Annotated in this window: 19 protein-coding genes and 1 tRNA gene; 11 read left to right on the top strand and 9 right to left on the bottom strand. The window is 69.1% G+C overall.

Annotated features, from left to right (window positions below; all coding sequences use genetic code 11):
• Positions 1-101 precede the first annotated feature (101 nt).
• The 4 genes from BLV63_RS18985 to BLV63_RS15935 all read left to right on the top strand — a co-directional run bounded on the left by BLV63_RS18985 (position 102) and on the right by BLV63_RS15935 (position 2,362).
• Complete coding sequence (locus BLV63_RS18985; protein WP_066215043.1) at positions 102-284, top strand: YbdD/YjiX family protein; 183 nt, start codon at positions 102-104, stop codon at positions 282-284.
• Positions 285-304: 20 nt separating this feature from the next.
• Positions 305-1,009, top strand: coding sequence for a bacterial proteasome activator family protein (locus tag BLV63_RS15945; RefSeq protein WP_066214953.1), 705 nt, complete (start codon positions 305-307; stop codon positions 1,007-1,009).
• Between the two features lie 3 nt (positions 1,010-1,012).
• Entirely contained in the window at positions 1,013-1,438 is a 426-nt protein-coding gene (locus BLV63_RS15940) for a hypothetical protein (RefSeq protein ID WP_066214956.1), read from the top strand.
• Between the two features lie 84 nt (positions 1,439-1,522).
• On the top strand, positions 1,523-2,362 hold the full coding sequence (locus BLV63_RS15935) for an aldo/keto reductase (protein WP_066214958.1): 840 nt from the start codon (positions 1,523-1,525) through the stop codon (positions 2,360-2,362).
• A gap of 97 nt (positions 2,363-2,459) precedes the next feature.
• Here BLV63_RS15935 and BLV63_RS15930 read toward each other — a convergent pair.
• A tRNA-Thr gene (locus BLV63_RS15930) sits at positions 2,460-2,532 on the bottom strand.
• Between the two features lie 247 nt (positions 2,533-2,779).
• Here BLV63_RS15930 and BLV63_RS15925 point away from each other — a divergent pair.
• Positions 2,780-3,544 carry an HAD-IA family hydrolase gene (locus BLV63_RS15925; protein ID WP_066214960.1) on the top strand — a complete coding sequence of 255 codons (765 nt, stop codon included), beginning with the start codon at positions 2,780-2,782 and terminating at the stop codon, positions 3,542-3,544.
• 99 nt (positions 3,545-3,643) lie between these two features.
• On the opposite strand, the gene BLV63_RS15920 is transcribed toward BLV63_RS15925, so the two are convergent.
• The 3 genes from BLV63_RS15920 to tmk all read right to left on the bottom strand — a co-directional run bounded on the left by BLV63_RS15920 (position 3,644) and on the right by tmk (position 7,205).
• A complete protein-coding gene (locus BLV63_RS15920; protein ID WP_082724195.1) occupies positions 3,644-5,248 on the bottom strand; it encodes an alpha/beta hydrolase in 1,605 nt (534 codons plus the stop codon).
• Positions 5,249-5,367: 119 nt separating this feature from the next.
• On the bottom strand, positions 5,368-6,510 hold the full coding sequence (locus BLV63_RS15915; protein ID WP_066214962.1) for a DNA polymerase III subunit delta': 1,143 nt from the start codon (positions 6,508-6,510) through the stop codon (positions 5,368-5,370).
• Positions 6,507-7,205 carry a dTMP kinase gene (gene tmk / locus BLV63_RS15910; protein ID WP_066214963.1) on the bottom strand — a complete coding sequence of 233 codons (699 nt, stop codon included), beginning with the start codon at positions 7,203-7,205 and terminating at the stop codon, positions 6,507-6,509. The genes BLV63_RS15915 and tmk overlap by 4 nt, the downstream gene beginning before the upstream one ends.
• A 131-nt stretch (positions 7,206-7,336) precedes the next feature.
• On the opposite strand from tmk, the gene BLV63_RS15905 reads away from it, so the two are divergent.
• Together BLV63_RS15905 and BLV63_RS15900 are read left to right on the top strand one after the other, a co-directional pair.
• A complete protein-coding gene (locus tag BLV63_RS15905) occupies positions 7,337-8,515 on the top strand; it encodes a trans-sulfuration enzyme family protein (RefSeq protein ID WP_066214965.1) in 1,179 nt (392 codons plus the stop codon).
• 9 nt (positions 8,516-8,524) lie between these two features.
• Positions 8,525-8,848, top strand: coding sequence for a DUF2516 family protein (locus tag BLV63_RS15900; RefSeq protein ID WP_066214967.1), 324 nt, complete (start codon positions 8,525-8,527; stop codon positions 8,846-8,848).
• A 68-nt stretch (positions 8,849-8,916) separates the two neighbouring features.
• Here the strand turns inward: BLV63_RS15900 and BLV63_RS15895 are convergent, their stop codons facing one another.
• Positions 8,917-9,750 (bottom strand): class I SAM-dependent methyltransferase, encoded by an 834-nt coding sequence (locus tag BLV63_RS15895; protein WP_066214968.1) that lies wholly within the window; start codon positions 9,748-9,750, stop codon positions 8,917-8,919.
• Positions 9,751-9,832: 82 nt separating this feature from the next.
• Between BLV63_RS15895 and BLV63_RS15890 the strand changes: the two genes are divergently transcribed.
• Positions 9,833-10,579 carry a phosphoglyceromutase gene (locus BLV63_RS15890; protein ID WP_066214970.1) on the top strand — a complete coding sequence of 249 codons (747 nt, stop codon included), beginning with the start codon at positions 9,833-9,835 and terminating at the stop codon, positions 10,577-10,579.
• A 137-nt stretch (positions 10,580-10,716) separates the two neighbouring features.
• On the opposite strand, the gene phoU is transcribed toward BLV63_RS15890, so the two are convergent.
• The gene (phoU, locus tag BLV63_RS15885) at positions 10,717-11,379 is read right to left on the bottom strand and encodes a phosphate signaling complex protein PhoU (RefSeq protein ID WP_066214972.1); all 663 of its coding nucleotides are present in this window, start codon (positions 11,377-11,379) and stop codon (positions 10,717-10,719) included.
• 208 nt (positions 11,380-11,587) lie between these two features.
• On the opposite strand from phoU, the gene BLV63_RS15880 reads away from it, so the two are divergent.
• Entirely contained in the window at positions 11,588-12,817 is a 1,230-nt protein-coding gene (locus BLV63_RS15880; RefSeq protein WP_066215047.1) for a sensor histidine kinase, read from the top strand.
• Positions 12,814-13,494, top strand: a complete 681-nt coding sequence (locus tag BLV63_RS15875) for a winged helix-turn-helix domain-containing protein (RefSeq protein WP_066214974.1) — start codon at positions 12,814-12,816, stop codon at positions 13,492-13,494. The genes BLV63_RS15880 and BLV63_RS15875 overlap by 4 nt, the downstream gene beginning before the upstream one ends.
• A 125-nt stretch (positions 13,495-13,619) precedes the next feature.
• On the opposite strand, the gene BLV63_RS15870 is transcribed toward BLV63_RS15875, so the two are convergent.
• A complete protein-coding gene (locus BLV63_RS15870; RefSeq protein ID WP_066214976.1) occupies positions 13,620-13,892 on the bottom strand; it encodes a hypothetical protein in 273 nt (90 codons plus the stop codon).
• Between the two features lie 288 nt (positions 13,893-14,180).
• Positions 14,181-14,756: a hypothetical protein gene (locus tag BLV63_RS15865; RefSeq protein ID WP_066214977.1), complete on the bottom strand. Its 576-nt coding sequence runs from the start codon at positions 14,754-14,756 to the stop codon at positions 14,181-14,183.
• 258 nt (positions 14,757-15,014) lie between these two features.
• On the opposite strand from BLV63_RS15865, the gene BLV63_RS15860 reads away from it, so the two are divergent.
• The gene (locus BLV63_RS15860) at positions 15,015-15,512 is read left to right on the top strand and encodes a CarD family transcriptional regulator (protein ID WP_066214979.1); all 498 of its coding nucleotides are present in this window, start codon (positions 15,015-15,017) and stop codon (positions 15,510-15,512) included.
• A 112-nt stretch (positions 15,513-15,624) separates the two neighbouring features.
• Here BLV63_RS15860 and BLV63_RS15855 read toward each other — a convergent pair whose 3' ends face one another.
• Positions 15,625-16,308, bottom strand: a complete 684-nt coding sequence (locus tag BLV63_RS15855) for a VOC family protein (protein ID WP_066214981.1) — start codon at positions 16,306-16,308, stop codon at positions 15,625-15,627.
• Positions 16,309-16,361: the final 53 nt, after the last annotated feature.

The following is a 16,361-nucleotide window of genomic DNA, read 5'->3' as shown; positions in this document are numbered from 1 at the left end:
CGGCCGCCCCGCCGTCGTCGGAGCCGTCGCCCGGGGCGCCCCTGCCGCCGGCCGCGGCGCAGGGCGTGCGGCCGGTCCGGTCCGCGTCACCGTGGGAGCGGCTGACCCGTGGCGCGGAGTCGCTGCGCCGGGGGATCCGGGGTGTCCTGGGAGCCGACGCGTATGAGAAGTACCTGGAGTTCCACGCAGCGCACCACCCCGACCACGAGCCGCTGAGCGAGGCGGAGTTCTGGCGGGACCGCACCGACCGGCAGGACCGGAATCCACAGGGCCGGTGCTGCTGAGCCCGTGAGAGTATGGGGCCATGAGTGAGGAGCCGAAGCCACAGGAATCCGCAGCGGCAGCCGGGCAGCATGGTCCCGTCGAAGGGCGTCCCGTCGAGGGGCGTCCCGTGGAGGGGACTCCGGTCGACGGTCAGGGGGAGACGCGGGAGCCCGCTTCGCAGGACCCTCGTGTACCGCAGGAGCCCCGTGCACAGCAGGGTCCCGGCGGCGAGGGCGACCGCCGGCCCCGCAACATGCTCGAACTCGTGGATGAACCGGCCAAGGTCATGCGGATCGGCACGATGATCCGGCAGCTCCTCGAGGAGGTGAAGGCCGCCCCGCTGGATGACGCGGCCCGCGGCCGGCTCGCGGAGATCCACGAGCGTTCCATCAAGGAACTCGAGGACGGCCTGGCCCCCGAACTCGTGGAGGAACTGGAACGGATCTCGCTGCCGTTCCCCGAGGACTCCGCCCCGTCGGATGCGGAACTGCGGATCGCCCAGGCGCAGCTCGTCGGCTGGCTCGAGGGCCTCTTCCATGGCATCCAGACCGCGATCGCGGCCCAGCAGGCCGCCCGCGAGCAGATGGCCGCTCAGCTCCGGCAGCTCCCGCCCGGCACGATGGTCGCGCCCGGCGTGGTCATCGGCGCCAACGGCGAACCGCAGCGCGCTCCGGCGGCACACCAGCAGAACCCCCGGCACGGAGGGCCCGAAGAGCCCGACTCCGGCCTCGGCCAGTACCTCTGACCCATGGGTCTCTTCAGCGAACTGAGGCAGGCCCGTCGTGACGACGCGGAACTGGGCAAGGGCCTCTGGCGGCGTGCCCACGACCGGTTCCGGCGCGGCCTCGACCGATTCCACCAGGTGCTGGACGGCGTGAGCGACGACGCCCTGTACGCCGAGTTGCTGCCGATCGCCGACGAACTGGCCGGTCTGCTCCCGAGGGTCCGGACGATCTGCGTGGAGGCGCAGCGGAGCACCCCGAGCGATGGCCTGGACATCCCGCCGGACCTGGCCCCCTTGCACCGTCTGCTCTCGCGGGCGGGCAACGACCTGGCGACCGCCGCCCAGGCGGCCACGATGGCCCGGCTCGGCACCACCGATGTGGACAGCGTGCGGCGGCGGGCCGCCGTCGTCGGCTCCCTGGTCTCCGAAGCGGAGCAATCCGGGCGGTGACCGGATCTATTCCCGGATTCGCTGACAGAGAACCGGGACCTTTGTGTCTGGTGGCGTGACAGCTTCCTTTGGAAGGATGGCGCCATGAGCGCAAACCCAGATCTCACTTTCAACGATGGCAACACCATCCCCCAGCTCGGCTACGGCGTGTGGCAGGTGGCCGACGACGTCGCGGAGACCGTGGTCGGCCAGGCCTTCGAGGCCGGTTACCGCCACATCGACACCGCCAAGATCTACGGCAACGAGGCGGGCGTGGGCCGCGCGATCGCGGCGTCCGGCCTGGACCCCAAGGACCTCTTCATCACCACCAAGCTCTGGAACTCCGACCAGGGCTATGAGAAGACCCTCGCGGCGTTCGAGGAGTCCCTGGACCGTCTCGGCCTGGACCACCTCGATCTGTACCTGATCCACTGGCTGCAGCCGCAGCGTGGCACCTACGTGGACACCTGGAAGGCCCTGGTCGATCTGCAGAAGCGCGGCCGCGTGACCTCCATCGGCGTCTGCAACTTCACCGGTGAGGCCATCGACGAGCTGATCGAGGCCACCGGCGTGGTGCCCGCGATCCACCAGATCGAACTGCACCCGTACTTCAACCAGTCCGCACTGCGCGAGTACAACGCGGGCAAGGGCATTCTCACCCAGGCCTGGTCCCCGCTGGGCCAGGGCGGCGAGCTGCTGAGCGACCCCGAGGTCGTCCGCATCGCGGAGAAGCACGGCGCCACTCCGGCCCAGGTCGTCATCGCCTGGCACCTGGCCATCGGCAACGTCGTCATCCCGAAGTCCGTGACGGAGAGCCGGATCGCGGAGAACTTCGCGGCGCTCGATGTGACGCTGGATGACGAGGACATCACGGCGCTGAGTAGCCTCGACCGTGGCGCCGAGGGACGTATCGGCCCCGACCCGGCGGTCTCCGACTTCGCCTGATCGGTGATCCACCCGACCTGTCCCGGCCGGCCCTGACCGAAGGGTCAGGGGAACGGCGAAGGCCCCCAGGAATTCCTGGGGGCCTTCGCCGTGTCCGAGCTTCCTATCAGAATCGAACTGATGACCTTTTCATTACGAGTGAAACGCTCTACCGACTGAGCTAAGGAAGCACATGCCGCGCCTGGCCTGCTGGCCTGACCGCACAGGAAACAAGTTTAGGGTGCACTCCGGCCGTGGGTCAAAACGGCCCTCTGCAGGGCCTTCTCCCGGGCGCGGTCGCCTGTTCATGTCCCGGTCCTGCACGGTTCAGCTGGCCGTCGCCCGCGCGCGGGAACCTGTAGCTCACGGCGCCCTGGGGGGCACGTGCTGCCGCGCGGCCGGACCCGTGTGGCGAGGACCAGCAGAGGAGCGCACACGATGACCGTGAACCCGGTAGCCGGACGGACCACCGCCCAGGACATCACGGGCCGGGCGAGCTGCCTGAGGCTCGCCGTGGTCGACATGTCCGGCACCACCGTCACCGACGGAGGACTCATCGACGAGGCCCTCCGCGACGCGTTCCTCGATGCCGGGGAGGACCCGGAGGGCCAGCGGTTCGGATCCATGATGGATTTCGCCCACAGTGCCATGGGGCTCTCGAAACTCGGCGTCTTCCGGCAGCTCTACGAGGGCGAGCCGGAGCGGGCGCTGCTGGCCAACGCCGTGTTCGAGAAGTCCTACGACCGGCTCGTGGCCCGCGGCGGTGTCCAGGCCATCCCCGGAGCCCGGGAGACGATGGAGTGGCTCCGTGAGGCGGGGATGCAGCTCTGCCTGGTCACCGGATTCGGCCGCCACACGCAGAACACCATCCTGGAATCGCTCGGCTGGATGGGCCTCGCCGACCTGAGCCTGTGCCCGGAGGACGCCGGACGAGGCCGTCCTCATCCGGACATGATCCTCACCGCGGTGCTCGCCCTCGACCTGGACGACGTCCGCGAGGTCCTCGTGGTGGGGGACACGACGGCGGACATCCAGTCCGGCCTGCGCGCCGGCGCCGGGCTCGTCACCGGCGTGCTGAGCGGCGCCCACTCCGAGTTCGCCCTGCGCGCCGCCGGGGCCGATGCCGTGGTCCCGTCCATCCGGGACATCCCCGGTCTCCTGCGGGAGGGGAGCCGGCCGCTCCTCGGCGGCCGGCAGCTCTGAGGACGAGCGAGGCGTCCCAGGACAGCGAAAGGCCCCGGCGGGATCCGCCGGGGCCTTTTCACTCACGCACGCACGCGCTCACTCATGGTGCGCAGAGGCTCAGGTGCAGCGCAAGCCGTCGTCCGGCGTCGTGCCCCTCACGAAGTAGCTGTCCACCGCCTTGGTGATGCAGTCGCCCGCGCGGCCGTAGGCGGTGTGGCCCTCGCCCTCCCAGGTGACCAGGGAGGCGTTGCCGAGCTGCTTGCGCAGGTTCCCGGCCCATTCGTACGGGGTGGCCGGGTCGCCGGTGGTGCCGATGACCACGATCGGCGCCTTGCCGCTGTACGACGCCGGTGCCACCTTGCGGATGCCGGTGGTCTTGAGGCCTTCGCAGGAGATGCCGCCGTAGGCCATGTACTTGCCGAGTGTGGGCGAGACCTTCTGGAGTTCCTGGGCCTCCTTGCGCATATCGCTCTCGGAGGAGTCCGGCGTGTAGTCCAGGCAGTTGATCGCGTTGAAGGCGAAGGAACTGTTGGAGGTGTACTTGCCCTGCGAATCCCGGTCCGCGCCGAAGTCGGCGAGCTGCATCATGGGCGACGGATCTCCCACGAGCGCCTGGGCGAGGGCCTGCCGCAGGGTCGGCCAGCTCGAACTGCTGTAGAGCGGGACGATCAGGCCGGAGACGAAGCTGTTCACCGTCACGGGACGGCCGTCATTGGCCGGCTGCGGGCTCTTCTCGTACTCGGCGAGGAGCTTCTGGATGCGGGCGATCCCGGCGTCGACCCCATCACTGAGCGGGCAGCCGGAGTTGCGCTGACACCATTCGACGAACACCCGGAGGCTCCGTTCGAAGGCTTTCGCCTGGCCCACGGTCAGCTGGGACTGGCTCAGGGTCGCGTCCAGCGCGCCGTCCAGGACCATCCGGCCCACGCGGTTCGGGAACAGCGTGGCGTAGGTCGAGCCGAGGAACGTCCCGTAGGAGTAGCCGAGGTAGTTGAGCTTGTCATTGCGGAGCGCGGCCCGCAGGATGTCCAGGTCCTTGGCGGCACTCGCGGTGTCCACATGGGACAGCACGGGGCCGGTCTTCTGCTGGCACGCCTCGTTGGTGTCGCGCTGCTCCTGGATCGCCAGCGCCAGGCCGTCCGCGGTGGCGGGGTCGAAGTACTCGGCCCGCTGTTCGTCCCGCTCCTGGTCCGTGAGGCACGTGACCGGCGCGGAGCGCTTGACGCCGCGCGGATCGAAACCGACCAGGTCGAAGTTCGAGCGCATCTCATCGCTCAGGATCCACTGAGCCGACTCGTTGACGAAGTCGAAACCGGACCCGCCCGGACCGCCGGGGTTGATGAAGAGCGACCCCTGGGACTTCCCGGTGGCCGCGATCTTGATCAGCGCGATCTCGATGCTCCCCTTGCCCGGATTGTCGTAATCGGTGGGGACCTTCACCGAGGCGCAGCTCGCATCGTGCTCGCAGGACGTCCAGCTCACCTTCTGGCCGTAGAAGTCCTTCAGTTCGGCCGGAGCGCCGTCGCTCAGGCCTTCCTGCTGGCTGCCGGCCGCGGGGGCCTTCGAGCCCTTCTCCGGAGCCGGGATGGTCACGCAGCCGCTCAGGCTCAGTGCCAGCACGGCCACGGACGCGACGACGGCGGCGAACAGCCCGGTGCGCGCCCGCCCCGTCCGCGGGTTCCGCCCCGTGCTCGTCGCAGTGCCCTTCACGCTCTGCCTCATCCTCGTCCGCCTTCCGAACTGTCGTGGTTCGCCGTGTCGTCTCCGCGGGCCGGTCCACTCCGGCCGCGGTTCTGTCTGTGAGTCGTTTCCCGGTCTCGCTGCCCGGCTGCGTGCCGGCTTCAGACCAGCCCCGCCGCCATGCCTTCCAGGGCCAGCAACGGGGCCACATTGCTCGTGACCAGCCGCCGCCGGGTGAGGTTGACGGCATCGATCCTGGCCAGGGTCTGCTCCGGCGTCCCATCGGCCGCGAAGGCCTCGATGTCCGCCCGGATCTCCTCGTTCACGAGCGACCCGGTGGCGCCCACCTGCAGGATGAGCACGTCCCGGTAGAAGGAGAGGAGATCGGTCAGCGTCCGGTCCAGCGAGTCGGTCACCGACCGCTTCCCGCGCCGCTTCTGGTCCTCCTCGAGGCGCTTGAGCTGGCCGCGCAGGGCCGGGGGCACGGTGGCCCCTTCCTCAAGGCCGAGGGACCCCAGGAGGGCGGCGCGTTCGGTGGCGTCACGCTCGGCGTTCGAGCTGTCCGCCTCGGCGGTCGCGATGGACATGAGCCGCTCCGCCATGAGCACCGCGGAGGTGATGCCCTTCAGGGCGAGGGGGAACCGGACGGTTTCCAGGCGGCGCTGCCGGGCGTCGGCGTCGCGGGCCAGACGCCGGGCGATCCCGACGTGGCTCTGCGCCATCCGCGCCGCACTGGCCGCGAGAGCCGGCTCCACGCCGTCGCGTGCCACGAGCAGCGCGGCGACGTCGTCCACCGCGGGCAGGCGCAGACCGACGCCGCGGCAACGGGACCGGATCGTGACCAGCACGTCCGCGGGGGAGGGGGCGCAGAGCATCCAGACGGTGCGTGCGGTGGGTTCCTCGATGGCTTTGAGCAGCACGTTCGTGGTCCGCTCCGCCATGCGGTCCGCGTCCTCGACGATGATGATGCGCCAGCGGCCGGACGCGGGGTGGTTGCCGGCGGTCGAGACCAGTTCACGGGCCTCGTCGATGGTGATCGTGACCTTCTCAGTGCGGACGTGCTGCACATCCGGGTGCGTTTCGCCGAGAATCGTCCGGCAGGCGTGGCACTGACCGCAGCCGCGCTGGGCGGGGTCGGGCTGTTCGCAGTTCAACGCGGCGGCGAAGGCCGTGGCCGCATTGGACCGGCCGGAGCCGGGCGGGCCGGTGAAGAGCCAGGCGTGGGTCATCCCGTCGCCTGCGGCCGCCCGGCGGAGCTGGGTGACCACGGCGTCCTGGCCGCGGAGTTCGTCGAAGACCGTCACGCGCCTGCTCCCGGCGAGCCCGGGCCGGCGCCCGTCGCGACGGCGGACGTGGCGCCATGAGCCGAGAGGACCTGCTCCACCCGGTCCAGGATCAGGCCGGCGATCACCGGGACGTCCTGGCGGGCGTCGATGACCAGATAGCGCTCGGGGGCGGCGGCCGCTGCTTCCAGATAGGCGTTGCGGACCTGGGCGTGGAAGGAGTCAGGTTCGGATTCGAGACGGTCCTCGCCGCCGGGAGCCCGGCGGGCACGCCCCTCGACCGGATCCACGTCCAGCACCACGGTGAAGTCGGGCCACAGGGAGCCGGTGGCCCAGGCGTTGAGGTCCCGCACCTCCTGGGTTCCGAGTCCCCGTCCGATGCCCTGATAGGCGACCGACGAGTCGATGTAGCGGTCCGTGATGACGGCCTCGCCGCGCGCCAGGGCGGGGCGGATGAGCTGTTCCACATGGGCCGCGCGTGCCGCCGCGTACATGAGGGCCTCGGTGCGGGGATCGATCTCGCCGTGTCCGTGATCCAGGACGAGGGACCGGAGCTTCTCGCCGATCTCGGTGCCGCCCGGTTCCCGGGTCTGGACGACCACCATGCCGCGTCCCCGCAGTGCCTCGGCCAGCAGCCGGCTCTGCGTGGACTTCCCGGCGCCGTCGCCGCCTTCAAAGGCGATGAACAGGCCGGTTCCGTTTGCGCTGGTAGTCACCCTCACAGCCTAGCGGGCCAAGCTGGGTGCAGGCGGAGAGTACGCTCCGATGTGGATGACGGGCGATCCCGTTGCCCACATGACGGGATCCCCTTGCCCGCGGTGCCGGAGCGCGCCGTAACGTGAGGTCCATGCACGAATCCCTGGACCTCAGCCCTGACTCACTCGTGGTGGCCGCCGGCCGTCCGGACCGGGAGCGGGACGCCCCCGTGAACCCGTCCGTGGTGCTCTCCTCCACCTTCATCGGCACGGGCCCGCTCGGCGCCGGGGACCGCGGCTACGGCCGGTATGCGAATCCCACGTGGGAGGCGTTCGAAGACGTCCTGGGCCGGCTGGAAGGGTCCGCCGAGCCGGCGCTCCTCTTCTCCTCGGGCCTGGCGGCCGTGAGCGCGGCGCTGTCCCTCGTGCCGCTCGGCGGGGTCGTCGTGATGCCGGGGCATTCCTACGCGGGCACCGTGCAGATGGCCTCCGAGCTCGCGGACAAGGGTCTCTTCACCCTGAGGCTCGTGGACATCGCGGACACGGACGCCGTCCTGGCGGCGCTGACAGCAGAAGACCGGGCGGCCGATCTGCTCTGGCTGGAGAGCCCGACCAATCCCATGCTCGGCGTCGCCGACCTTCCCGTCCTCATCGCCGAGGGCCGGAAGGCGGGCGCGCTCGTGGTCGTGGACAACACCTTCTGCACCCCGTTGGTCCAGCAGCCGTTGCTCCTGGGCGCGGACCTGGTGCTGCACTCGGTCACGAAGTACCTCGCGGGCCATTCGGACGTGGTGCTCGGTGCGCTGGTCGCCCGGGACCCCGGTCTGCGGGACACCCTCCTGCACCACCGAGCGCTGCACGGGTCCATCGCCGGCCCCTGGGAGGCCTGGCTCGCGCTGCGGGGTCTGCGGACGCTCGCGCTCAGGGTGGAGCGCTCGCAGGCCAGCGCGCAGGTCCTCGCGGAGCGGCTCGACGCGCACCCCGCCGTGGACCGCGTCCGATTCCCCGGGCTGCCCCAGGACCCCGGTCACGAACGGGCCGCGGCCCAGCTGAAGGGTTTCGGCTCCATCCTGGCCATCGAGGTGGGGGCGTCCGGCGGACACAGCGGCGCCGAGAACGCCGACGCCCTCGTACGGGCGCTGCGCCTCTGGGTGCCGGCGACCTCCCTGGGCGGCGTCGAGTCACTCATCGAACGACGACGGCGCCACGTCGCCGAGCCCGTGAGCGTCCCGGACAACCTGGTGCGGCTGAGCGTCGGGATCGAAAGCGCGGAGGACCTCTGGGCGGATCTGTCCCAGGCGCTCGACGCGCTGCCGGGCCACGGAGGATAGGCTGGAGGGGTGAGCGGACAGTTGCTGATCTCCTTTGCCACCATGGCCGTCTACTTCGTGATGGGCCTGGTGGCCTTCGGGCTGGAGGCCTGGGCTTTCATCGACGCCTTGATCCGGAAGCCCGGGGACTACGAGGCCGCCATGAAGCGCAGCAAGGGATTCTGGCTAGCCGTGACCGGTGCGGCCGCCGCGGTGGGCCTGCTCTCCGTGCTGTCGAGGTCGGGTGGCCTGGGCCTGTTCGCGCTCGTCGCCGTGACGGCATCCTGCGTCTATCTGGCTGATGTCCGGCCTGCCATCAAGGACCTCCGCAGCGGGGGCTACAACAGCTGGTGAGCACGGGCGCGCTGGTGAGGCGCGTTGGCTGGTGAGCAGCTGGTGAGCACGGCCTGGGCCTGAGGGCTTCACGCCCCGGGCGCCACGGCCTCCCACGCGACGGACAGCTCGCCCAGCCGGAAGCGGTGGGGTCCGTCGAGCACGGGCCAGCCGGTGTCCCGCAGGACTTCGCACATTCTCCTCCAGCGCTGCCGTTTCCCGAAGCTCGCCAACGGTGCCGCCGCCAGCCAGGCCTGATCCGCGGCATGCAGGAAGGCGTGGATGCGCTCGCCGGGAACGTTCCGGTGGATGAGAGCCTTGGGCAGGCGTTCCGCCGTCTGGGACGGCAGCTCCAGTGAGCCGAAGTGCACCGAGAGGTGGAGGCTGAGGGGGCCGTCGCCGTCGAGCGCCACCCAGGAGGCGGTTCTGCCCAGTTCATCGCACGTCCCTTCCACCACGAGCCCGCCCGGGGCCAGGCGGGAACGCAGCGTGTCCCAGATGGCCGCGACATCGCCCTCGTCGTATTGCCTCAGGACGTTGAAGGCCCGCACCAGCACCGGTCGCTCCTCCACCGGGAGCTCGAATCCGCCCAGCCGGAAGTCCAGACCGGGCCGGGCCTCCTCCAGGGCCTTGGCCACCCGGCCCGGTTCGATCTCCACCCCGGTGAGCCGGAAGCCGGGATCCACCGTGCGGAGTCGTTCGAACAGTTCGATCGCGGTGCGCGGACTCGCCCCGTAGCCGAGATCCACGGCCAGCGGCCGCTCGGCATCCCGGAACCGCCAGGCCTGCGTGCCGGTGATCCACCGGTCGACGCGGCGCATGCGGTTGGGGTTGGTGGTCCCGCGGGTGACGTTGCCCAAGGGTCTCCCGGTCCGTCCCGCGGCGCGGGCGGGGGCGCGGAGGCGTTCGGATTTCTGGACCACCGTCCCATGGTAGGCGCGGTCATGCGCGGCGACGTTAAGACGCAAACGACCGGGGGCCTCCGCGGCTGGCTAGGATTGAAGCATGACGTACACCTTGATCCTGCTGCGCCATGGTCACAGCGAATGGAATGCCAAGAACCTCTTCACCGGTTGGGTGGATGTGGACCTCAACGATCAGGGCCGTGCCGAGGCCGCCCGCGGCGGTGAGCTGCTCGTCGAGAACGACGTGCTGCCGGACGTGCTCTACACCTCGCGTCTCAAGCGGGCCATCAACACGGCGAACATCGCCCTCGCGAAGGCCGACCGCGGCTGGATCGACGTCAAGCGCGACTGGCGCCTGAACGAGCGTCACTACGGCGCACTCCAGGGCAAGGACAAGGCCCAGACCCTCGCCGAGTTCGGTGAGGAGCAGTTCATGGAGTGGCGCCGCAGCTACGACACCCCGCCGCCGCCCCTGGCCGACGACTCCGAGTTCTCCCAGGTGGGCGACCCGCGCTACGCCGATCTCGGCGACGCCGTGCCCCGGACCGAGTGCCTCAAGGATGTCCTGGTCCGTCTGCTGCCGTACTGGGAGTCCGACATCAAGGAAGACCTCAAGGCCGGCAAGACCGTCCTCGTCACCGCCCACGGCAACTCGCTGCGTGCGCTCGTGAAGCACCTCGACGGCATCTCGGATGACGACATCGCCGGCCTGAACATCCCCACGGGCATCCCGCTCGTCTACGAACTGGACGAGAACTTCGCCCCGCTCAACCCGGGCGGCCGCTACCTGGATCCCGAGGCCGCCGCGGCCTCGATCCAGGCTGTCGCGAACCAGGGCAAGAAATAAGGCTCCGTCAGGGATCCGCCGGCTGCTCGGTCGTTCCTCCCTTGGACGCAGCCCGGTCGGATCCCTGACGACGCACAGCACGACGGCGGGGTGGTCACCTGGGTGACCACCCCGCCGTCGTGCTGTCCGGATCAGTGTCAGGCGCCGCCGATCTCCTCCGGCTGCCACTCGCCGTTGACGAGGTAGCTGACCTTGCGGGCCACGGAGACCCCGTGGTCGGCGAAGCGCTCGAAGTAGCGGCTGGCCAGGGCGACGTCCACGGAGGTGGAGGCGTTGCCGGACCAGTCGTCCGCCGCGACGGCCTTGAAGACGCCGGCGTGCAGTTCGTCGACCTCGAGGTTCAGGCGGACGATCTGGCGGGCCACGTTCAGATCGTGGGTCTCCAGGAGCTCGGCCACCTTGTTCGCGATCTGGATGTCCAGCTCGGCGAAGGAGCGGAAGGTGTCCTGCAGGGATGCCGGGATGACCTGGGCCGGGTAGCGCAGGCGGGTGAGCTGGGCGATGTGACGGGCCAGGTCGCCCATGCGCTCGAGGGAGGCGCTCATGCGCAGGGAGCTGACGATCATGCGCAGGTCGCTGGCGACGGGGCCCTGGAGAGCCAGGATGTCGATGGCCTTCTCATCGAGGGCGTTCTGCAGGAAGTCGATGCGGGCGTCCGCGGCGATCACGTCCTGGGCGAGGTCCACATCAGCGGTTTCAAAGGCCTGCGTGGCGTTCTGGATGGCGGTCGCCACCAACTTGGAGATTTCAACGAGCTCATCGCCCACCTGGGCGAGCTCATCCTGGAAAGCCTTGCGCACTGACGGCGTCCTTTCGTATGGCTGCGTGCCGCAGTGACGCCCCGTCCGGGGAGCGCCCCCAACACGCTGGTGGTCCAGCTACTTACAGTGTCAGCAGGCCGTGAATAGTGCACGTCCTGAAAGTGAACGTTAGTTGAACCGGACTGCTCCGCCCCGCAATCTGGCCGGATGCCGTCACACCGGACCGTAAGCTGGGGATGTGGATCCTCTGCTCATCGGCGTCATCGCGGGCCTCGTCGGCTTGTGCCTCGGTGTCTTCGGCGTCCTCGCCTTCCGTGCGAGTGAACATCAGCGCACCCTGGTGGACGACGAGCTTGACGAGGCACAGCTTCCGGAGGGCGCCGCGGAGGTCCTGAGCGTCCTGGGACGGGCCTTCGTGATCGTGGATGACATCGACGGCGTCGTGCGTGCCAGCCCTGCCGCCTACGCTTACGGCCTGGTCCGCGGCCATACCGTGGTGCACCATCAGCTGCTCGAGATGACCGCGAAGGTCCGTCGTGACGGCGTGATCCTGGAAGGCGAATTCGAACTGCCCCGCGGACCGCTCGGCGCCGGCTCCATCATCGTCCAGGTGCGCGCCGCGGCCCTGGGTGATGAATACGTGCTGCTGCTCGCCGATGACCGCACCGAGATCACCCGCACCGAGGAGATCCGCAACGACTTCGTCGCCAACGTCTCTCACGAGCTGAAGACCCCCGTGGGCGCCATCTCCCTGCTCGCCGAGGCACTGGAGGACTCCTCGGACGACGAGGTGGCCGTGCGCCGCTTCGCCAAGCGCATGCACAAGGAGGCCTCGCGTCTCGCGGACCTCGTGCAGGACATCATCGAACTGTCCCGGCTGCAGGGAGCGAACATCGCGTTGCAGGGCACGGTGGTGGACATCAACCACGTGATCGCCGACGCCGTCGACCGATCCAAACTTCCTGCGGAGAGCAAGAACATCACGCTCGTCGTCGGCAGCGCCGGCACCGACGCCCGCGTCTTCGGCGATCCGGACCTCTTGACCACGGCCTTCCGCAACCTCATCGACAACGCCATCCGGTACTCGCCGGAGAACACCCGGGTGGGCATCGGCATCCGTTCGCGCGAAGGCCTCATCGCCGTCTCGGTGACCGATCAGGGAGACGGCATCTCACCGGAGGACCAGGAGCGCGTCTTCGAGCGGTTCTACCGGGTGGACGCCGCCCGTTCCCGTGCCACCGGCGGCACGGGACTGGGGCTCAGCATCGTCAAGCACGTCGTGTCCAACCACGGTGGGGAGGTGTCCGTCTGGTCCCAGCCGGGCCAGGGTTCCACCTTCACCGTCCGCCTTCCCGAGATGGAGGGCCGCGAGTCCTCCGGCGACGCGGGAAGCCCGGAGGAAACCCCAGAGGCCGGGAGGACCGGCCGCCGCAATGCTCATCAAAGCAGCGCTCATCACGAAGGAGTCCAGGCGTGAGCCGCATTCTGATTGTGGAGGACGAGGAGTCCTTCAGCGACCCGTTGTCCTACCTGCTCGGCAAGGAGGGCTTCGAGGTGGAGGTCGTGGACAACGGCCTCGACGCCATCACCGAATTCGACCGGAACGGCGCGGATCTGGTGCTGCTGGACCTCCAGCTGCCGGGCCAGTCCGGCACCGAGGTGTGCCGGCAGCTGCGTCAGCGGTCCTCGGTGCCGGTCATCATGCTGACGGCTAAGGACTCGGAGATCGACAAGGTGGTGGGCCTGGAGCTCGGCGCCGACGACTACGTCACCAAGCCGTACTCGTCCCGCGAGCTGGTCGCCCGCGTGCGCGCCGTGCTGCGCCGTCAGGGCGAGCCGGAGGAACTCATCACCACCACCGTCCAGGCCGGCCCGGTGCGCATGGACATCGAACGGCACGTGGTCAGCGTCGGGGGCGAACAGGTCTCCTTGCCCCTCAAGGAGTTCGAGCTCCTGGAGATGCTCCTGAGGAACTCCGGCCGTGTCCTGACCCGTGGCCAGCTGATCGACCGGGTGTGGGGGTCCGACTATGTGGGCGACACCAAAACCCTCGACGTCCACGTCAAGCGCCTGCGCAGCAAGATCGAGCCTGATCCCTCCGCGCCGCGGTACCTCGTGACCGTCCGCGGGCTGGGCTACAAGTTCGAGCCGTGAGCACTGGGCTGATCATCAGGCCCCGGGAGTCCCGGGGCCTGGTGACGCGACAACGCTGAAGGAGCGGACCCTCAGGGTCCGCTCCTTCAGCGTTGATGGCGCCTGACGTGCTCCGGGTGGAGGCTTCAGCGGCCGCACCGCTGCGAGCTCCAGTACAGGGGCCCGCCCAGCGCGACGGCCAGGAAGGCCACCGTCAGGACGAGCTCCGCGAGAAGCAGCATGAACACGGCGGTGACGCCGAGGTTCAGGGCCACTCCGCCGAGCGCTCCCAGGCCGACCATGAGGGCGGCCAGGATGGCCAGGGCCAGAAGGTAAGCGCCGAAGAAGCGGCCGGGAGTGTCGAGGCGTGCCAGCTGGCGGCTGATGGACCGCGGCTGGACCAGGTTCAAAATGGTCATAGTCGTCCTCTGACAGAAAATTCCAGGGAAGGGGCGGCTCACGCCGCACTTCATATTCTTCCGTACCGGCGTGCGCGTGGCACCTGTTGGACGGCTGGCGCGGCTGTGTGTTTGCTCACAGGGTTTCCGGGGTGCCGGCGAGGGTGCTCACGCGCTCGCTCAGCCGGTCGCGCGGGCGGGAAAATCATCCCTGAGCGGGAACGACGACGGCGCGGTCCCCGGCGGTGAGGATGTCACCGCGCGGGGCCGCGCCGTCGTCGTCGCGCCGGGCAGGAGGCCGGCTGAAGGCTAGTGGCCGCCCTCGGTGGTGGAGGTCGACTCCGGAGTGGCGGAGGTGGTGGGCTCGGCCTTGGTGGAGGCGCCCGGGGTGGCCTTGGGGGCGGGCAGGTACTGCTTGTACTCCTTGATGGTGCCGTCCAGGACGGGGACCTTCACGTCGTCGGTCTTGCCCTCTCCGGAGAACTGGAGGCTGACCAGGGAGCCCGGAGCGCCACCCGTGGTGCTGAGGATCGCGGCGTCGCTCTTCTCGTTGAGGGAGACTTCGTCGTTCGCCTTGACGCGGACCTGGGTCTGGGAGCCCTCGGCGCCGTTCACCGTGACCGTGACGTCCTGCTTGCTGCCGTTGAAGATGCTGCCGAGCAGGCGGCCCGGGTTCTTCTCGCCATCGCTCACGAGCATGACGTTGCGGACCTTGATGTCGCCGAACTGGGCGTTGACGCCGTCCGATGCCGCGTACTGGTGGGTCGTCTGCTGGGCCGAGGTGGCGGAGCAGGCGGTGGTGGCGGCGAGGAGTCCGAGGCCCAACGCTGCGGCGGCCAGGGCGCGCTTGCCGGGCTTGACGGTCTGGGGGGCAGTGGAATGCACTTTACGTAACTCCTTGCACGAGTGAATGAGAGCTCTTTGCTGACAGTTTATCGGCAAATGGGACGGGCCCTGGTTCAGCGGGGCCGGTGCGCTGTGACACGGGGACCCGGATGCACCTTTTTGCCGGTCCGTCAAGTCACGTGACGAACCTGTGAGTGCGCCTGGATCCTTGATATTTCAAGGAAGAGCGGCATCCGGCCCGGGAAGTTGCCGCGCTCACACGTGGTAAACTGGAAGTCGGGAAAGGGGATAATCCACATGGTTTTTGAAGTCGGCGAGACGGTTGTTTACCCTCACCACGGTGCTGCGAAGATCGAAGAGATCAAGATGCGCACCATCAAGGGCGTTGAGAAGATGTACCTCAAGCTCCGCGTAGCCCAGGGCGACCTCACCATTGAGGTGCCCGCCGAGAACGTCGATCTGGTGGGCGTTCGGGATGTCGTGGGCAAGGAAGGCCTGGAGCACGTTTTCGACGTCCTCCGTGCCGAGTTCACCGAAGAACCCACCAACTGGTCCCGCCGTTACAAGGCGAATCTGGAGAAGCTGGCTTCCGGTGACGTGATCAAGGTCGCCGAGGTCGTTCGCGATCTCTGGCGCCGTGACCAGGACCGCGGCCTGTCCGCGGGAGAGAAGCGGATGCTGTCGAAGGCGCGTCAGATCCTGATCTCCGAGCTCGCCCTGGCGGAGAAGACGGACGAGGAGCACGCGGCGAACGTCCTGGATGAGGTTCTCGCCTCGGACGTGAAGGCGTCCTAGCACTCCCCGCCGGGTTTTCCGAAAGACCCGTCGTCTGAAAGGCCCGTCCGGTGCACCAGCACCGGACGGGCCTTTCGCTGTTCGGGCCCCTCTTTTCAGGCCGGCCCGACGTTCAGAGGGCCGCTCCGCGCCGCGACGTGAGGATGATCCCCGGTGCGGGGGTGAACCGTCCGTCCCGGTCCGCCTCGATCGTCACCTCGAGCCGTGACGTGCCGCTGGGCTCGTCCGTGGGGAACCAGGACCGGCCGGGAGTGACGAGGATGAGCATCCCGTGCACGGTGCCGAGAGGCTGGAACGACGCCGACCCGCGGCCGTAGTCGGGGATCCCGAAGACCGCGCGGATCCCGTCAGCGGTGGCCTCCACGTCCACGACCGGCACCCCGGCCTCGCTGATGTTCTGGATGTCGGCCGCCGTGAAGGGGTGGTCCCGGTCGTCGGGGATGTCGCGCCGGATGATGAGCTCCAGGACGTTCCCCTCCGGGTCCGCAAAGTACAGTGACCGGGCGTTCCACGATGCCGGCATGTCGAATTCGTCCTGGCCCTCGGCGTTCCGGAGCAGCGTGACCCGCGAACTGAGCCAGTGCTTGGCACTGGCGAGCTGTCCGCGGGGGATCGTCCACGCGAGGTGCTGTCGGCCCGGCCCCGTGGGCCCCTCGTGGAGCACCAGCTCTGACCTGCCGATCCGGACGAGAAGCCGGTCGTCCTCGCGTCGGACCGGGAGCCCGAGGAGCTCCCCGTAGAAGGTCTCCGCGCGCCGGAGGTCGGAGGTGTTGAAGGCTACTGAGATGATCCGCATGACGCCAGCCAACCTCCTCAACCATGGTTGAGGTCAAGCGTCTGCTGCCGCCG

Origin of the sequence: Arthrobacter woluwensis (assembly GCF_900105345.1) — a bacterium.
GTDB classification, from domain to species: Bacteria; Actinomycetota; Actinomycetes; order Actinomycetales; family Micrococcaceae; genus Arthrobacter_E; species Arthrobacter_E woluwensis.
This window is presented reverse-complemented; position numbering and strand designations above follow the sequence as displayed.

What these genes read in the sequence shown, in the direction of transcription:
- BLV63_RS15940 (WP_066214956.1), top strand. Translation starts at nt 1,013, where the DNA reads ATGGGTCTCTTCAGCGAACTGAGGCAGGCCCGTCGTGACGACGCGGAA.
- BLV63_RS15925 (WP_066214960.1), top strand. Translation starts at nt 2,780, where the DNA reads ATGACCGTGAACCCGGTAGCCGGACGGACCACCGCCCAGGACATCACG.
- BLV63_RS15935 (WP_066214958.1), top strand. Translation starts at nt 1,523, where the DNA reads ATGAGCGCAAACCCAGATCTCACTTTCAACGATGGCAACACCATCCCC.
- BLV63_RS15890 (WP_066214970.1), top strand. Translation starts at nt 9,833, where the DNA reads ATGACGTACACCTTGATCCTGCTGCGCCATGGTCACAGCGAATGGAAT.
- BLV63_RS15855 (WP_066214981.1), bottom strand. Translation starts at nt 16,308, where the DNA reads ATGCGGATCATCTCAGTAGCCTTCAACACCTCCGACCTCCGGCGCGCG.
- BLV63_RS15905 (WP_066214965.1), top strand. Translation starts at nt 7,337, where the DNA reads ATGCACGAATCCCTGGACCTCAGCCCTGACTCACTCGTGGTGGCCGCC.
- BLV63_RS15870 (WP_066214976.1), bottom strand. Translation starts at nt 13,892, where the DNA reads ATGACCATTTTGAACCTGGTCCAGCCGCGGTCCATCAGCCGCCAGCTG.
- BLV63_RS15920 (WP_082724195.1), bottom strand. Translation starts at nt 5,248, where the DNA reads ATGAGGCAGAGCGTGAAGGGCACTGCGACGAGCACGGGGCGGAACCCG.
- BLV63_RS15860 (WP_066214979.1), top strand. Translation starts at nt 15,015, where the DNA reads ATGGTTTTTGAAGTCGGCGAGACGGTTGTTTACCCTCACCACGGTGCT.
- BLV63_RS15945 (WP_066214953.1), top strand. Translation starts at nt 305, where the DNA reads ATGAGTGAGGAGCCGAAGCCACAGGAATCCGCAGCGGCAGCCGGGCAG.